Consider the following 15,298-nt stretch of genomic DNA (forward strand, 5'->3'; position numbering starts at 1 on the left):
TTAACCTCTTTTACGTCGATAAGCAGGCGCGCTTTGCGGTTTAGGTGCACTTTCCGCCAGCGACATCGTCGTGCTGGCAAACTCTTTCATCACCCGGCGGTACACGTCGCGCTTGAACGACACCACCTGACGAACCGGGTACCAGTAACTTACCCAGCGCCAACCATCAAACTCAGGTGTACTGCTGGTTTGCATATTGATTTCCGCATCGCTGCCGATCAACTGCAGAAGAAACCACTTCTGTTTCTGGCCGATACAAACCGGCTTTGTGTCCCAACGCACCAAACGTTTAGGCAACTTGTAACGCAACCAGTTACGGGTTGAGGCCAGGATTCGTACATCTTTACGACTTAACCCAACCTCTTCGAACAATTCCCGATACATTGCCTGCTCGGCTGATTCTCCTGGATTGATGCCCCCTTGCGGGAACTGCCACGAGTGCTGACCATAGCGCCTGGCCCACATAACCTGGCCCTGGCGATTACAGATTACAATACCGACATTTGGGCGGTAGCCATCGTCATCAATCACCGGACTACCTCAAAATAATCTTCAATGTGAATGATTGTTTCACACTCGCTGGAAACGGTAAACCACTCTGTTGTCACAGTGCGATCGGATAACATTTGAATAACTCACAGTAATCAGCAGAGTTATAAACAACAGAAGCGATCGCCGGCCCATTTTATTCACTTTTTCTGTGGATAGAGTTGTGAAGAAGTATGGAATTACCCAGGGAAAACCCAGAGTAGTCCGAACCGCTTACTTATAGCATGATTTAATAATCACATTATATTCATTATGTTAGCACATATACCTTTCAATAATTACAGTATAACGTGATGATCATCACATATGAGATCCTGGAACTGATGAAAGATCGAACAATGTCGATTTTATCCACAGCTTATACGAGTTCAGTGGGCATATTTTATCTAAAAATTCGATTTTCGTCGCACGTCAAGGCTGTAAATGGAAACAGTAGTGCCGCTTTTCCCCAGTTATCCCATTTTTCTGTGGATAACATGGTGTAAGATCCTGTTCATTGCCAGTGACCAGTTCTGGAAAACCCGTTATCACCGTTTTCATAACGGCAAAAAAATAAAAAAAAAGGCATACGAATCATCAAATTGTCATAGTTACCCAGGAAAAGGTAAACTCTATCCACAACGCAGCAGATTAGCGCTCACTTTTTAGCCAGATTTTAGCCCGAGGTTTCCGTCTATGCCCGCCATCGCCCCGCTCTCTTCCCCACCGCAAACCCAGCAGCAGCTCCTGGCTCAGGCGCAGCGGCTCGCGGGCTACTCGCTGGGTGAGCTGGCGGCGCTGGCCGGCATTCCTGTGCCGCGCGATCTGAAGCGGGATAAAGGGTGGATTGGTATCCTGCTGGAAATTTGGCTCGGCGCCAGCGCCGGCAGCAAGCCCGAGCAGGATTTCGCCGCGCTGGGCGTCGAACTGAAGACTATTCCCGTCGATAGTCTGGGCCGACCGCTGGAAACCACCTTCGTCTGCGTCGCCCCGCTCACCGGCAACAGCGGCGTCACCTGGGAGAGCAGCCACGTGCGCCACAAGCTCAAACGCGTCCTGTGGGTACCGGTAGAAGGCGATCGCGCCATTCCGCTGGCGGAACGCCGCGTCGGCGCCCCGCTGCTGTGGAGCCCGAATGAGGAAGAGGAGCGGCAGTTACGGATGGACTGGGAAGAGCTGATGGATCTGATTGTCCTCGGCCAGGTGGAACGCATCACCGCCCGCCACGGCGAAGTGCTGCAACTGCGCCCGAAAGCCGCCAACAGCAAAGCGTTGACCGAGGCGATCGGCGCTCGCGGCGAACCGATTCTCACCCTGCCGCGCGGCTTCTATCTGAAAAAGAACTTTACCGCCGCCCTGCTGGCCCGTCATTTTCTCCTCGCCGGCGATTAATTTTTTGTTCTGCCTGCCGGGATGCATATAATTGCTCCTTTCTTTTTTGCAGGACTTTGAACAATGTTATTTGCATGGATAACCGATCCTAACGCCTGGCTGGCGCTCGGTACGCTGACGCTGCTGGAGATCGTGCTGGGGATCGATAATATTATTTTCCTCTCTCTGGTTGTTGCCAAACTGCCCACCGCCCAGCGTGCTCACGCAAGACGCATCGGGTTGATGGGAGCGATGCTGATGCGTCTGGGGCTGCTGGCCTCTATCGCCTGGGTCGTTAAGCTGACCAATCCGCTGTTTACCGTTTTCGACCAGGCGATCTCATTTCGCGATTTGATCTTACTACTCGGCGGTCTGTTCCTGATCTGGAAGGCGAGTAAAGAGATCCACGAGTCAATCGAGGGCGAAGAGGAAGGGCTGAAAACCAACGTCCATTCCTTTATGGGCGCCATCGTGCAGATCATGGTACTGGATATCATTTTCAGCCTCGACTCGGTGATTACCGCGGTTGGGCTATCGGATCATCTGTTCATTATGATGGCTGCGGTGGTGATCGCCGTCGGCGTGATGATGTTTGCTGCCCGGCCGATCGGCGATTTCGTCGATCGCCATCCGTCGGTGAAAATGCTGGCTCTGTCGTTTTTAATCCTGGTCGGCTTTACCCTGATGCTGGAAAGCTTCGAGATCCATATCCCGAAAGGCTATATCTACTTCGCGATGTTCTTTTCGATTGCTGTCGAAAGCCTCAATCTGCTGCGCAATAAAAAAAATCCGCTGTAAGCCACAAAAATGCAGCCCAAAACCGGGCTGCAATCTTTTTTAAGACTTTACTGCTTTTTATGTCTCACAAATCAGGCTATTAATACACTGGTGTGAGGTGCGACCATTAGAGAGGTAGTCACAATGAAAAAATGGGCAGTATTGATTTCCGCCGTAGGACTGGCGTTCTCGGTTTCCGGCTGTAGCAGCGATTACGTGATGGCAACGAAAGATGGGCGCATGATTCTGACCGATGGCAAGCCGGCCGTTGATGACGATACCGGCCTCATCAGTTACGAAGATCAGCAAGGCAACAAGATGCAGATCAATCGCGACGACGTTTCGCAGATTATTAAACGCTAAGACTATTCGTCGGCCAGCGCTCGCCTGGCGAGGTCGCCCTTTCCGACACCCCACGGTCTTAAAAAAGAGTCGGGATACTCGTAGCGTCGCCTGTGCGGATTGCGAAAGCCCGGCTTTTTTTGATCTTTTTACTTCCTCTTTTTCTTCCCCTCTGCCATTTTGATACTCCTTTGTCGGGGAACTCCTGACCTTGTTAATAAAAAAGGAAGCCGGCTATGCAGTATCACCGTATCCCACACAGTTCTCTTGAAATCAGCACGCTTGGGCTGGGCACTATGACGTTTGGTGAACAGAATAGCGAGGCCGACGCGCACCAACAGCTCGACTATGCTGTCAGTCAGGGCATTAACCTGATTGATGTCGCGGAAATGTATCCCGTACCGCCGCGCCCGGAGACCCAGGGGCTGACCGAAACCTACGTCGGCAACTGGCTGGCGAAACGCGGCAATCGCGAAAAACTGATCCTCGCCTCCAAAGTCAGCGGCCCTGCGCGTAACAACGACAGCAGCATTCGTCCTAACCATATGCTGGACCGTAAAAACATCCGTGACGCGTTGCATGACAGCCTGAAGCGTCTGCAAACCGATTATCTCGATCTCTACCAGGTTCACTGGCCGCAGCGCCCGACCAACTGCTTCGGCAAGCTGGGCTATACCTGGACCGACAACATGCCGGTCGTTACCCTGCTGGATACCCTGGAAGCGCTCACCGAATTCCAGCGTGCCGGAAAAATCCGCTATATCGGCGTTTCCAACGAGACGGCGTTTGGCGTCATGCGCTATCTGCACCTGGCGGATAAACACGACCTGCCGCGCATCGTCACCATCCAGAACCCCTACAGCCTGCTGAACCGCAGCTACGAAGTGGGTCTGGCGGAAGTCAGCCAGTATGAAGGCGTGGAGCTGCTGGCATACTCCTGCCTGGCGTTCGGGACGCTGACCGGCAAATATCTGAACGGGGCGAAACCGGCCGGAGCGCGTAACACGCTGTTCAGCCGCTTCACGCGCTACAGCAGCGAGCAGTCGCAGAAAGCGGTGGCGGCCTATGTCGATATCGCCAAACGCCATAATCTCGATCCGGCGCAGATGGCGCTGGCCTTTGTCCGTCGTCAGCCGTTCGTCGCCAGCACCCTGCTGGGCGCCACCACGCTGGAACAGCTCAAAACCAACGTCGAGAGTCTGCACCTTGAGCTGAGTGCAGAGGTGTTAGCGGAAATTGAAGCGGTGCACCAGGTCTATACCTACCCGGCACCGTAAGCGTCGGGCCCCGGATAGCGGCTGACGCCTTATCCGGGTTACCACGGCCACAGATACCCAACCGTAACCCGGCTAAGCGCAGCGCAAGCCGGGGATCCCCGAATAAGCCGTCAACGATTTGCCCAGCTACGCCTGACGTCGGCCCCACAGCCACAGCGCGGCGATAGCCAGCGCAAACACCGCGCCAAAGCCAATCCCGACGCCCACCACCGGAATGCCGATGCTGACCGCCAGCGAATAGAGGCCCAGCATCAGCAGCATCGCCACGTTTTCACCAAGGTTCTGTACCGCGATGGCATTGCCCGCGCCCACCGTATGCTTACCGCGCTCCTGAAGCAGCGCATTGAGCGGCACAATAAAGAACCCGCCGAAAATACCGAGCAGCAGCAGCAGGCCAAATGCCGGCAGCAGCGCATGCTGAACGGCGAAAAAGATAACCGCGACACCAATCAGAATCCCCGCAGGCATACAGCGCGAGACCGTTTGCAGCGTGACCAGCTTCGCCGCCGCGCCGGCGCCCAGCACAATCCCGACCGCCACCATCGCATTAAGGTAGGTCGGCATCGCGTTGCTGGTAATGCCCAGCGCCACCGGTACCCACAGCACCAGCAGGAAGCGCAGCGTCACGCCCGCCCCCCAGAACAGACTGGTTCCCATCAGAGAAAAACGCGTTTCGCCATTGCGCCACAGCGTCTGACAGGCGCTGAAGAAGCTGTGGGTCATCGGCGTGAAACGCCACGACTGCCCCGGACGTGCGGCAGGCAGCTTCGGGATCCACAGGTTCGCCACCACCGCGCCGGCGTATACCAGCGCGCAGATGGCCAGTGCGGCCAGCACGTGCCAGTCGGCCAGAATGCCTCCGGCCATCGATCCCAGCAGAATCGCCGCAATGGTCGACGACTCCATCAAACCGTTAGCTTTCACTAACTTATCCCCGGTGGTCAGTTCCCCGAGGATGCCGTATTTGGCCGGCGAATAGGCGGCAGCCCCGATTCCCACCAGCGTATAGCCGAGGAACGGGTTCAGACCAAAGCAGATGCAGCCGGCGCCAAGCAGCTTCATAGCATTGGCGAGCATCATCACCCGCCCCTTGGCGAAGCTATCGGCGAACTGCCCGACAAACGGCGCAAACAGAATGTAAGCGCCCACAAACAACATCTGCATCACCGGCTGACTCCAGTCCGGATAGAACTGCTGCTTCATCAGCGCCAGGGTGGCAAACAGCAGCGCATTATCGCCAAACGCCGACAGAAACTGCGCGCAGATGACCGCCATCATGCCTTTCGAGTACAGAGAATTGTTAGTATGTACTGACTCACTCATCTGAATGTTCCGTCTGTTCGACCATACCTTTGAGGGTGACAAAGTCCGGCTTGCCGCTGCCGAGAACCGGCAGTTGCTTCAGCCAGCGAATGTCGCGCGGTACCGCCAGCTCCGGCACGCCATGTTCACGGGCATAGCGCAGCAGTTTTTCACGATTCAGTTCATCATCGGTGGTGAAGAGCACCAGCGCCTCGCCTTTGGTCGCATCTTGTTTAACCGCCGTGGCGTGCATCTTGTCAGGCGAAACGGCCAGGGCAACCTGCTCGACCATTTCCAGCGAAACCATTTCGCCGGCGATTTTCGCGAAGCGTTTGGCGCGCCCCTGAATCCGTACATAGCCCTGCTCGTCAAAGGTGACGATATCCCCGGTGTCGTACCAGCCGCTTTCCACTTCACCGCGCTGATTTTCCGCCGTTGGCGCTTCCAGCACGCCCGGATTCTCCACCCGCAGGTAGCCATGCATAATATTTGGCCCTTTTAACTGCAGGCGGCCCCCCTCTTCAATGCCCGGCATCGCCAGCAGGCGCGCATCCATTCCCGGCAGGATCCGCCCGACGGTGCCAACCTTCGCCGCCATCGGGACGTTAATCGACACTACCGGCGCGCACTCGGTAACGCCGTAGCCTTCAAGGATGCGCAGGCCAAATTTATCCTGCCACAGCTGCTTCGTGCTCTCCTGCAGCTTTTCCGCCCCGGCGACCACGTAGCGAAGACGATAAAAATCGTACGGGTTGGCAAAGCGCGCATAGCTAGCCAGGAAGGTCGAGGTGCCGAACAGCACCGTACAGTTGCGGTCGTAAACCAGCTCCGGCACCACGCGGTAATGCAGCGGGCTGGGATAGAGAAAGATCTCCGCGCCGGTAAACAGCGGCGTAAACAGGCCGACCGTCAGGCCAAAGGAGTGGAACAACGGCAGCGCCGACATAAAGCGATCGTTGGCGGTAAAGTCGGCAATGGTTTTAATCTGCTCGACGTTGGCAAGAATGCTCTTGTGGCTGTGCACCACCCCTTTCGGGTTGCCTTCCGAACCGGAGGTAAAGAGGATAATCGCCGCCTCTTCCGGCTGCTGTTTGACCTGCGCCAGCTTCGGCATCAGCAGATGGCCGAAAATCCACAGCTTATCGCCGAGGGTCACGTCGCCTTTCAGATCTTCAAGAAATACCCAGCGCACCTGGGTCAGCTGCTCCGGCAGGTGCCAGAGTTTGCCCTTATCAAGGAAGGTACGGGAGGTAAAAATCGTGCGGATCTCTGCGGCGGTAATCGCGCTGCTCAGGCCTTTCACCCCGGCGGTATAGTTCATCATCGCCGGAATCCGCCCGCGGGCAATCGCGCCAAAGATCACCGCCGCGCTGATGCCGGCGTTCGGCAACATCAGGCCGATTCTCTCACCCTGGGCGCTGTATTTTTCCAGAATCCGCGCCACGAAGAGGGTCTTGGTCAACAGCTTGCGGTAGGTGTCCGGCTGAAAGTTGATGTCTTCCACGCAGTTTTTGCGCGCGCCGAACCGATCCTGCGCCGCCAGCAGCGCTTCATACAGCGTTTCCCGCGGGCGGATCGCCATTCGCGCTTCCATCATAATCTGGTGCAGCATTTCACCGGCGATTTTACGCCGATCGCGGGCGCGCGGCGCCTGGGGCATCTCAATACGGGTCGGCGGCAGCAGATGGAGCTGGATACGCGGGAACAGACGGCGTTTAACCAGCCCTTTAAGCCGGCTGAACGGGGTCAGCTCCGCCCCTTCGATACGCAGCGGAATAATGGTCGCCTGCGACTTCGCGGCGACAAACGCGGCGCCGTCATAGATTTTCATCAGCGAGCCGCTGACCGAGATACGCCCTTCCGGGAAGATAACCACCGGACGCCCCTGTTCAATCAGGCGGACGAGGTGCTTAATCGACATGGGTTTCGTCGGGTCGAGCGGGACAAAGTCGATAAGCGGCGCCAGCGCGCGCATATACCAGCGCTGGCTGATAGAGCTATATACCGCAAAGACCGGTCGGACGGGCAGAAATAAGGCTAACAGGATCCCATCAATGAAAGAGACGTGATTAGGGGTGATCAGAACCTTTTTTTGCTGCAAGGGGCGCGTGTCGCCGGTCAATCTGACCCGATACAACCCTTTGCACAACAGCCTGAAAAATGCCAACAGCATAACAACTCCATTTGACCGGTTACTCAGTCATTGCAGGTTACACGAGAAGGCGTTTGAAAAGCAGTGCGGGGAGGAATTTTTGCCATAAAAAAAACCTGCGCATCAGCGCAGGTCGGTGCAAGATAATCAGTACGAAACGCGTACTTAAAAACTCACCTATCAATACCTCTGGGACCCTGATTGTCCCGTTTTTCGCCCCTGCCGTACCAGCGATAAAACGCAAGGGAGTGAGCCTAAGTGCAACCAGTTATTGCCATTTTCGTTTTCTGTAACAACGCTGAGCGCCGGCAAGCGGCGATTCGCCGCATGATGCTGTAGATGGCTTGTAACGGGGAGCGGCGCATACCGCCGCAACAGCGCGCCGCGCTAACCCGGGCTTGAGGCAAAAAAAAACCTGCGCATCTGCGCAGGCTGGTGTAATTAGAGTGGTCAACCTGAAGTTGACTCCACCTATCAATACCTCTGGGAGAACCAGAATATCAATGCAATGAATGGGTAAACCAGCGAACATTCGCAACAGCTAATCGCAAAGTGTAAGCAAAGGTGTGAATTCGCCCGTCGTCGTTTCATTCCCCCTGCCGCTGCGCTATCGGTGTGTAACTTTTTCACTCTCAGTTCATGCTGCATCACATTTGCGCGATGCCAGACGCCACCATCCTTGAATCTGCCGCGCTTTCCCGTAACATAACCGCTATGTAAACGCTTACCCTAAAAAAGGTCTGGTATGGCGACAATAAAGGATGTAGCCCGACTCGCTGGAGTGTCCGTCGCTACCGTATCCCGCGTCATCAACAACTCCCCCAAAGCCAGTGAAACCTCCCGCCAGTCGGTTACGTCGGCGATGGAAACGCTGAATTACCATCCGAATGCCAACGCCCGCGCGCTGGCGCAGCAGTCCACGGAAACCGTAGGTCTGGTGGTCGGCGACGTTTCCGACCCCTTTTTTGGCGCCATGGTCAAAGCCGTCGAACAGGTGGCCTACAACACCGGTAACTTTTTATTGATCGGCAACGGTTACCACAGCATCAAAAAAGAGCGTCAGGCCATTGAGCAGCTCATTCGCCATCGCTGCGCGGCGCTGGTGGTGCACGCGAAAATGATCCCGGACGACGAGCTCGCCGGCTTGATGAAACAGATCCCCGGCATGGTGCTGATCAACCGCATTCTGGTGGGCTTCGAACAGCGCTGCGTGGCGCTGGATGACCGCTACGGCGCCTGGCTGGCCACCCGTCATCTAATCCAGCAGGGGCATACGCGGATCGCCTACCTGTGTTCCAACCACGCCATTTCAGATGCGGAAGATCGCCTGCAGGGCTATTACGCCGCCTTAAAAGAGAGCGGTTTGCCGTGCAACGAGCGGCTGGTTACCTTTGCCGAGCCTGATGAAAGCGGCGGCGAGCAGGCGATCACCGAGCTGCTGGGGCGCGGCAGGAATTTTACCGCCGTCGCCTGCTATAACGATTCGATGGCCGCCGGAGCGATGGGGGTCCTGAATGATAATGGTATCGACGTCCCGCGCGAGATTTCGCTGATCGGCTTCGATGATGTCCTGATATCGCGCTATGTTCGCCCGCGGTTGACGACGGTGCGTTACCCCATCGTGACGATGGCAACCCAGGCGGCTGAACTGGCGTTAGCGCTGGCGGATCAGCGCCCGGCGCCTGAAATCACCCATTTATTCAGCCCGACGCTGGTTCGTCGTCACTCGGTGGTTTCGCCGGCGGAAAGCGATAAATCGTAACGATACAGGCTGACGGCGGTGGCCGGGTAATCCAGGCCTTCACCGATATAGCGCCAGCCAAAGCGCTCATAAAAATCGCGGCAGGCGGAGTAGAGATACAGCTGCGGATATCCGAGCTGACGAGCATAGTCGATGACCTGCTGCTGCAATTTCCCCGCCACGCCCTGGCCGCGCGCGTCCGGGGCAACGTACAGCGCCGCCAGCCACGGAAACAGATCCTGGCGGCTGATTAAATCACAGCGCCACAGTCCCACCGTGCCCAGCAGCGTCTCCCCCTCAATGGCAATAAAGGTCAGCGGCAGCGCCTGCGGCGTCTGGCTGTGGGCAATAATGCTGGCGAAAAATGCCTTTGGCAGCGTCTCGCCGCCGAACGCCTGCCACAGCCACTCCGTGACCTGCCGGCCATGCTGCGGCGCGGCGTATAAAGGCTGAATATGCATGCCTGTCCCCTGCTGAAAAACCGTATGAGACGAGTATACCGCCGCCCGCAGCGGCCCGCGACTGAGGCATCAATACGCAAAAGCAGCCATTTACATCATTTCCTGCAAAAAGCGTGATCGCGATAGTTTTTTGCCCGCCGTTGGGCGCATATCCCTCTGAATGTCTGTGATAAACTGCGGCTTATCACGTGATATCAGGAATCGATGAATGGCTACAATGCTGGATGTCTCAATTCGCGCAGGCGTCTCTAAAGCGACGGTTTCCCGCGTGTTGAACGGCACAGGTCAGGTAAAAGAGAGCACCCGCCAACAGGTATTCAAAGCGATGGAAGAGCTCGGGTACCGGCCCAACTTTCTCGCCCGTTCGCTGGCGAACCGCACAAGCAACAGTATCGGACTGGTGGTTTCCACCTTCGACGGCTTCTATTTTGGCCGCCTGCTGCAGCAGGCTTCGCGCCAGACGGAGGCCTGGGGTAAACAGCTGATCGTCACCGACGGCCACGATGCGCCGGAGCGTGAAGAAGAAGCGGTGCAGATGCTCGCCGACCGCCAGTGCGATGCGATCATCCTCTATACCCGTCACATGAGCGAAAAGAAGATCATGTCGCTGATCGAATCGATCGATATGCCGCTGGTTGTCATCAACCGCGATGTTAGCCTGGCGCGCGAGCGCTGCGTGTTCTTCGAGCAGGAAGATGCCGCCTTTCAGGCGGTGAATTATCTGATAACCCAGGGGCACCGCGATATCGCCTGCATGACCGTACCGATGCATACGCCGACCGGGAAAGCCCGCCTGCAGGGCTATCGCAAGGCGCTAAAAAAACACGGTATTGCCTGGGATCCGGCGAAAGTGAAATATGGCGACTCCACGATGACCCGCGGGTATGAGCTCTGCCGCGAGCTGCTGGCGGAGAAAACCACGTTTAGCGCGCTGTTTTCCTGTAACGATGATATGGCGCTCGGCGCCTCGAAAGCGCTGCACCAGGCGGGGCTGCGGATCCCGCAGGACGTGTCGCTGTTCGGCTTTGATGATGCCCCCAGCGCAAAATGGCTGGAGCCTGGGCTGTCAACGGTCTATCTGCCGATCGATAACATGATCACCACCGCTATCGATCAGGCGATCAAGCTCGCCAACAACCAGCCGATCGAAACGCTCCCGCCGTTTACCGGCACGCTGGTGTTGCGCGAGTCGGTCACGACGGGCCCCTACTTTTAGAACTGCTCTAAGGCCAGCAGCTCCTGAATCGTCTGGCGACGACGGATCAGCCGTGCGCTGCCGTTGTCGAACAGCACCTCCGGCAGCAGCGGACGGCTGTTGTAGTTCGAGGACATCGACGCGCCATACGCCCCGGTATCGTGCAGCACCAGGTAATCCCCCGGTACGACGTCAGGCAGCAGGCGCGTTTCCACTTTGCCCCCTTCCTGCTGGGTAAAGACATCGCCTGATTCACACAGCGGCCCGGCCACCACGGTTTCCACCCGCGGCGCGGCGCTCAGGTCGCGGCCATCCGCCGCCAGCGCGGTGATGTGGTGATAGCTGCCGTACATTGCCGGACGCATCAGATCGTTAAAGCCGGCGTCAATCAGCACAAAGTGACGGCTGCCCATCTCTTTTACGCTGCGCACCTGCGAGACCAGCACCCCGGACTCGGCCACGAGGAAGCGACCCGGCTCGATTTCCAGTTTTACCGGATGGCCAAGATGTTTCGCGATCTGCTCGCGCGCGGCGTTCCACAGGCCAAAATAGTGATCGGTATCGATCGCCTCTTCGCCTTCGTGATAAGGGATCGACAGGCCGCCGCCGGCGGAGATCGCCTGCAGATCCTGCCCAAACTCCACCACCTGACGCACCATCGCGCCGCAAACCTGCTCCAGATGGCCATAATCGACCCCGGAGCCGATGTGCATGTGGATCCCCACCAGCTGCAGCTGGTAACGACGCATAACCTCCAGCGCCGCCGGCAGATGGCTGTACCAGATCCCGTGTTTGCTGTTTTCGCCGCCGGTGTTGGTTTTCTGGCTGTGGCCATGGCCGAAGCCAGGGTTCACGCGCAGCCACACGCGATGGCCCGGCGAAACTTCCCCCAGCTGGCTCAGCATATCCACCGATCCGGCGTTCACCGGGATCTGCAACTCTTTCACCCGATCGAGGGTCGCGTCATTGATCAGATCGGCGGTAAAAACGATGTCTTCCGGATGCAGATGCGGATCGTACCCCGCCGCCAGCGCACGCTCGATCTCTCCCAAAGAGACCGAATCCACCTTCACCCCTTGTTCGCGCATCAGGCGCAGAATATGGACGTTGGAGCAGGCCTTCTGGGCGAAACGCACCACGTCAAACCGGCTGAGCTGCGCTATCTGGCGGCGGATAATCTGCGCGTCATAGACCCACACCGGGCAGCCAAATTCGGCTGGCAGGCGCAGCAAATTCTCTGCGGTCAGGTCGGTATCGGTGGCGTAAAGCGAGCGTGGCATGGTGAACTCCGGCGTTATTTGCGTTGAGCGGGTTTTTTATGATTACGCCACAGCCTGAAGAGAATAAAAAATATCGTTTTATCGTGAGTCTATGCAAAAATGATATGGATACCGAATACCTGTCGAGAGCCGCCATGCCAGCCGTTAATTTACGCCATATTGAAATCTTCCATGCGGTGATGACCGCCGGCAACCTGACCGAAGCGGCACGCCTGCTGCACACTTCGCAGCCGACGGTCAGCCGCGAGCTGGCGCGCTTTGAGAAGGTCATCGGGCTGAAGCTGTTTACACGGACCCGCGGGCGTTTGCAGCCGACGGTACAAGGGCTGCGTCTGTTTGAAGAGGTTCAGCGCTCGTGGTACGGGCTGGACAGGATCGTCAGCGCCGCGGAGAGTCTGCGCGAGTTCCGCCAGGGAGAGCTGTCGGTGGTCTGTCTGCCGGTATTTTCCCAGTCGTTTCTGCCGCTGCTGTTACAACCGTTTCTGTCGCGCTATCCGGAGGTCAGCCTGCACATCGTGCCGCAGGAGTCCCCGCTGCTGGAAGAGTGGCTCTCGGCGCAGCGTCACGATCTGGGCCTGACGGAAACCCTGCATACCCCTGCCGGAACCGAGCGTACGCCGCTACTCACGCTCAACGAAGTGTGCGTGCTGCCGCAGGGCCATCCGCTTGCCGCAAAACGGACGCTGACGCCGGCCGATTTCCACGGCGAAAACTATATCAGCCTGTCGCGCACCGATAGCTATCGCCAGCTGCTCGACGCCCTGTTTCTTGCGCATCAGGTCAAACGGCGGATGGTGGTGGAAACCCACAGCGCGGCTTCAATTTGTGCAATGGTGCGCGCAGGCGTCGGTATTTCGGTAGTCAACCCGCTGACCGCCCTCGACTATGCCGAAAGCGGCGTGGCGGTGCGCCGCTTCAGCGTCGAGGTACCGTTTACCGTCAGCCTGATCCGTCCGCTGCACCGGCCCGGCTCGGCGCTGGTTGAGACCTTTATTACCCATCTGCAAAACAGCCTGCCGCGGATTCAGGGCCCGCTGGAAGCGGTCCTTAAGAGAGCATAAACTCCACCGCATCCGCGGCGTGGATCGCGGCGGTATCAAAGACCGGCAGCGGACTGCTTTCGACAGGGACCAGCAGACCAATCTCGGTACAGCCGAAAATAACCCCTTCCGCGCCCTCCTCCGCCAGCGCCTCGATGACCTGCACATAGTAGTCGCGCGACGCCTCGCTAAAGGTCCCGAGACACAGTTCATCGAAGATAATCTGGTTGATGCGCTGCCGATCGTCGCAGTGCGGCACCCGGGTCTCGATGGCGAACTGCTCCTGCAGACGGCCGCGGTAAAAATCCTGCTCCATGGTATAACGCGTCCCCAGCAGAGCGACGTTGCTCAGCCCTTTTTGCGCAATGGCGCGCCCGGTGGCGTCGGCGATGTGCAGGAACGGCACCTGGCAACGATCTTCTATCGCCCCGGCCACTTTATGCATAGTGTTGGTGCACAGCACGATCCCTTCCGCTCCCGCCTGCTGCAGGCCAGATGCCGCCTGCGCCAGCAGCTCGCCCGCCCGCGGCCAGTCACCGGATGACTGACAGGCTTCAATTTCATGGAAATCGACGCTATGCAGCAGCAGGCTGGCCGAGTGCAGGCCGCCGAGGCGCGCTTTAATGCCTTCATTGATCAGGCGGTAATAGGGAATCGTCGACTCCCAGCTCATGCCGCCCAACAGGCCAATCGTTTTCATCGTTCACTCCTTATCGGTTTGCTCCAGTGAAACAAACTTGTGATCAACTTTCCACTTCTCTTGTCGGTCGTTTCTTTCTTCAGGATTCTGCGATAAATTAAATGAAACGTTGTTTCAATCAATAACAGGACAGCCGGATGTTTATTTTTCACAAAGAGACCACCCTTGAAGATCTGGGCAATGGCGTCACCCGTCGCATCCTTGCCCATGATGGCAACATGATGGCCGTAGAGGTTAATTTCGCCGCCGGCGCCATCGGGCCGATGCACAACCACCCTCACGAGCAGCTAACCTATGTGCTCTCCGGCGAGTTTGAATTCACCATCGGCGACGAAAAACGCGTGGTCAGCGCCGGCGATACGCTGTACAAAAAGCCCCATATCATGCATGGTTGCCTCTGCCTTAAGCCGGGAACCCTGCTGGATACCTTTACCCCGGTACGTGAGGATTTTCTGCAAAACTGAGTTCTCCCGGGGCAGGTCCGCGATGCCCCGCTGCCCACTCCGTTCCCCCTTTCCGTTCGCTTCTTTTGTTAGAAAATATGTAATACCCCGATCTTGATCCCGCCAGCCATTTTGCGCCTCCTTGCGCCAGATCCCATCTTCAACATTTCTTTCCATACCGCTATTTATCTGGAAATCGCGCGTCATCTCATTTTTTGAAACATCATTTCGACTTTGATCACACTTCCGTTATGAATCGCATGACTCTGTAATGAATTGCCATAAAATAAAATTAAAACGGCGTTTTATAAAATGAATTAACCGCAGCGTTAAAGCGCGGAACGTACCGGCTCAGCAAGGGACGCGGCGAGTAAAACCCGTTAACAAATAGCCGCTAAAAAAGACGCGATGGCCAGCCAGCGCTTAACTTTCCGACCGAGCAAAAAGTGATGACCCCGAATCCGTTTTACAAACTCGTAAGCCAGGTAGGTATGTATGAATGAGAACAAGCTACTGGGATTGGCCTGGATATCGCCCTACATTATTGGGCTGATCGTCTTTACCGCCTTTCCCTTTGTTTCATCTTTCTTTCTCAGTTTCACTGAGTACGATTTGATGAGTCCGCCGGTGTTTAACGGCATCGAAAACTATCGCTACATGCTGACCGAAGATGCCCTCTTCTGGAAATC

The 15,298-nt window shown here is 56.8% G+C and carries 14 protein-coding genes and 2 pseudogenes; 10 read left to right on the forward strand and 6 right to left on the reverse strand.

Annotated features, from left to right (window positions below; all coding sequences use genetic code 11):
* A complete protein-coding gene (rppH, locus tag ACI2JR_RS18415; protein WP_132730520.1) occupies positions 1 to 531 on the reverse strand; it encodes an RNA pyrophosphohydrolase in 531 nt (176 codons plus the stop codon).
* Between the two features lie 453 nt (positions 532 to 984).
* Here rppH and ACI2JR_RS18420 point away from each other — a divergent pair.
* The 5 genes and pseudogenes from ACI2JR_RS18420 to ACI2JR_RS18440 all read left to right on the forward strand — a co-directional run.
* Positions 985 to 1,125, forward strand: a pseudogene (locus ACI2JR_RS18420) (hypothetical protein); the annotation flags it as partial.
* Between the two features lie 99 nt (positions 1,126 to 1,224).
* Positions 1,225 to 1,920, forward strand: coding sequence for a DNA mismatch repair endonuclease MutH (mutH, locus tag ACI2JR_RS18425; protein ID WP_132730522.1), 696 nt, complete (start codon positions 1,225 to 1,227; stop codon positions 1,918 to 1,920).
* Positions 1,921 to 1,983: 63 nt separating this feature from the next.
* Positions 1,984 to 2,697 (forward strand): TerC family protein, encoded by a 714-nt coding sequence (locus tag ACI2JR_RS18430; protein WP_132730523.1) that lies wholly within the window; start codon positions 1,984 to 1,986, stop codon positions 2,695 to 2,697.
* 123 nt (positions 2,698 to 2,820) lie between these two features.
* The gene (locus tag ACI2JR_RS18435; protein ID WP_004867116.1) at positions 2,821 to 3,039 is read left to right on the forward strand and encodes a YgdI/YgdR family lipoprotein; all 219 of its coding nucleotides are present in this window, start codon (positions 2,821 to 2,823) and stop codon (positions 3,037 to 3,039) included.
* A 215-nt stretch (positions 3,040 to 3,254) separates the two neighbouring features.
* Complete coding sequence (locus tag ACI2JR_RS18440; RefSeq protein ID WP_462479161.1) at positions 3,255 to 4,295, forward strand: NADP(H)-dependent aldo-keto reductase; 1,041 nt, start codon at positions 3,255 to 3,257, stop codon at positions 4,293 to 4,295.
* 126 nt (positions 4,296 to 4,421) lie between these two features.
* On the opposite strand, the gene lplT is transcribed toward ACI2JR_RS18440, so the two are convergent.
* Together lplT and aas are read right to left on the reverse strand one after the other, a co-directional pair.
* Positions 4,422 to 5,618, reverse strand: a complete 1,197-nt coding sequence (gene lplT, locus ACI2JR_RS18445) for a lysophospholipid transporter LplT (protein ID WP_132730525.1) — start codon at positions 5,616 to 5,618, stop codon at positions 4,422 to 4,424.
* On the reverse strand, positions 5,611 to 7,770 hold the full coding sequence (gene aas / locus ACI2JR_RS18450) for a bifunctional acyl-ACP--phospholipid O-acyltransferase/long-chain-fatty-acid--ACP ligase (RefSeq protein WP_462479162.1): 2,160 nt from the start codon (positions 7,768 to 7,770) through the stop codon (positions 5,611 to 5,613). Before aas ends, lplT begins: the two co-directional genes overlap by 8 nt.
* A 724-nt stretch (positions 7,771 to 8,494) precedes the next feature.
* Between aas and galR the strand changes: the two genes are divergently transcribed.
* Entirely contained in the window at positions 8,495 to 9,511 is a 1,017-nt protein-coding gene (galR, locus tag ACI2JR_RS18455; protein WP_462479163.1) for an HTH-type transcriptional regulator GalR, read from the forward strand.
* Here the strand turns inward: galR and ACI2JR_RS18460 are convergent.
* Positions 9,472 to 9,951, reverse strand: a complete 480-nt coding sequence (locus tag ACI2JR_RS18460) for a GNAT family N-acetyltransferase (protein ID WP_462479164.1) — start codon at positions 9,949 to 9,951, stop codon at positions 9,472 to 9,474. The two genes, galR and ACI2JR_RS18460, sit on opposite strands and share 40 nt — an antisense overlap.
* Positions 9,952 to 10,168: 217 nt before the next feature.
* Between ACI2JR_RS18460 and ACI2JR_RS18465 the strand changes: the two genes are divergently transcribed.
* Positions 10,169 to 11,167, forward strand: a complete 999-nt coding sequence (locus tag ACI2JR_RS18465; protein WP_165905746.1) for a LacI family DNA-binding transcriptional regulator — start codon at positions 10,169 to 10,171, stop codon at positions 11,165 to 11,167.
* Here ACI2JR_RS18465 and lysA read toward each other — a convergent pair.
* The gene (gene lysA / locus ACI2JR_RS18470; RefSeq protein WP_462479165.1) at positions 11,164 to 12,426 is read right to left on the reverse strand and encodes a diaminopimelate decarboxylase; all 1,263 of its coding nucleotides are present in this window, start codon (positions 12,424 to 12,426) and stop codon (positions 11,164 to 11,166) included. The genes ACI2JR_RS18465 and lysA overlap by 4 nt on opposite strands.
* Positions 12,427 to 12,560: 134 nt before the next feature.
* Between lysA and ACI2JR_RS18475 the strand changes: the two genes are divergently transcribed.
* Complete coding sequence (locus ACI2JR_RS18475) at positions 12,561 to 13,487, forward strand: LysR family transcriptional regulator (RefSeq protein WP_132730531.1); 927 nt, start codon at positions 12,561 to 12,563, stop codon at positions 13,485 to 13,487.
* Here the strand turns inward: ACI2JR_RS18475 and ACI2JR_RS18480 are convergent.
* Complete coding sequence (locus ACI2JR_RS18480; RefSeq protein ID WP_462479166.1) at positions 13,474 to 14,166, reverse strand: aspartate/glutamate racemase; 693 nt, start codon at positions 14,164 to 14,166, stop codon at positions 13,474 to 13,476. The genes ACI2JR_RS18475 and ACI2JR_RS18480 overlap by 14 nt on opposite strands.
* Positions 14,167 to 14,303: 137 nt before the next feature.
* On the opposite strand from ACI2JR_RS18480, the gene ACI2JR_RS18485 reads away from it, so the two are divergent.
* Both ACI2JR_RS18485 and ACI2JR_RS18490 read left to right on the forward strand, forming a co-directional pair.
* Entirely contained in the window at positions 14,304 to 14,630 is a 327-nt protein-coding gene (locus ACI2JR_RS18485; RefSeq protein WP_132730533.1) for a cupin domain-containing protein, read from the forward strand.
* A gap of 474 nt (positions 14,631 to 15,104) precedes the next feature.
* Positions 15,105 to 15,298: pseudogene (locus tag ACI2JR_RS18490) on the forward strand (sugar ABC transporter permease); the annotation flags it as partial.

This window comes from Klebsiella sp. NPDC088457 (genome assembly GCF_044900465.1).
Lineage (GTDB): Bacteria > Pseudomonadota > Gammaproteobacteria > Enterobacterales > Enterobacteriaceae > Klebsiella.

Excerpts from the sequence above, each read along its gene's own strand:
- ACI2JR_RS18465 (WP_165905746.1), top strand. The coding sequence starts at position 10,169 with ATGCTGGATGTCTCAATTCGCGCAGGCGTCTCTAAAGCGACGGTTTCC.
- mutH (WP_132730522.1), top strand. The coding sequence starts at position 1,225 with ATGCCCGCCATCGCCCCGCTCTCTTCCCCACCGCAAACCCAGCAGCAG.
- galR (WP_462479163.1), top strand. The coding sequence starts at position 8,495 with ATGGCGACAATAAAGGATGTAGCCCGACTCGCTGGAGTGTCCGTCGCT.
- ACI2JR_RS18480 (WP_462479166.1), bottom strand. The coding sequence starts at position 14,166 with ATGAAAACGATTGGCCTGTTGGGCGGCATGAGCTGGGAGTCGACGATT.
- ACI2JR_RS18430 (WP_132730523.1), top strand. The coding sequence starts at position 1,984 with ATGTTATTTGCATGGATAACCGATCCTAACGCCTGGCTGGCGCTCGGT.
- ACI2JR_RS18485 (WP_132730533.1), top strand. The coding sequence starts at position 14,304 with ATGTTTATTTTTCACAAAGAGACCACCCTTGAAGATCTGGGCAATGGC.
- lplT (WP_132730525.1), bottom strand. The coding sequence starts at position 5,618 with ATGAGTGAGTCAGTACATACTAACAATTCTCTGTACTCGAAAGGCATG.
- ACI2JR_RS18460 (WP_462479164.1), bottom strand. The coding sequence starts at position 9,951 with ATGCATATTCAGCCTTTATACGCCGCGCCGCAGCATGGCCGGCAGGTC.
- ACI2JR_RS18435 (WP_004867116.1), top strand. The coding sequence starts at position 2,821 with ATGAAAAAATGGGCAGTATTGATTTCCGCCGTAGGACTGGCGTTCTCG.
- aas (WP_462479162.1), bottom strand. The coding sequence starts at position 7,770 with ATGCTGTTGGCATTTTTCAGGCTGTTGTGCAAAGGGTTGTATCGGGTC.
- lysA (WP_462479165.1), bottom strand. The coding sequence starts at position 12,426 with ATGCCACGCTCGCTTTACGCCACCGATACCGACCTGACCGCAGAGAAT.
- ACI2JR_RS18475 (WP_132730531.1), top strand. The coding sequence starts at position 12,561 with ATGCCAGCCGTTAATTTACGCCATATTGAAATCTTCCATGCGGTGATG.
- ACI2JR_RS18440 (WP_462479161.1), top strand. The coding sequence starts at position 3,255 with ATGCAGTATCACCGTATCCCACACAGTTCTCTTGAAATCAGCACGCTT.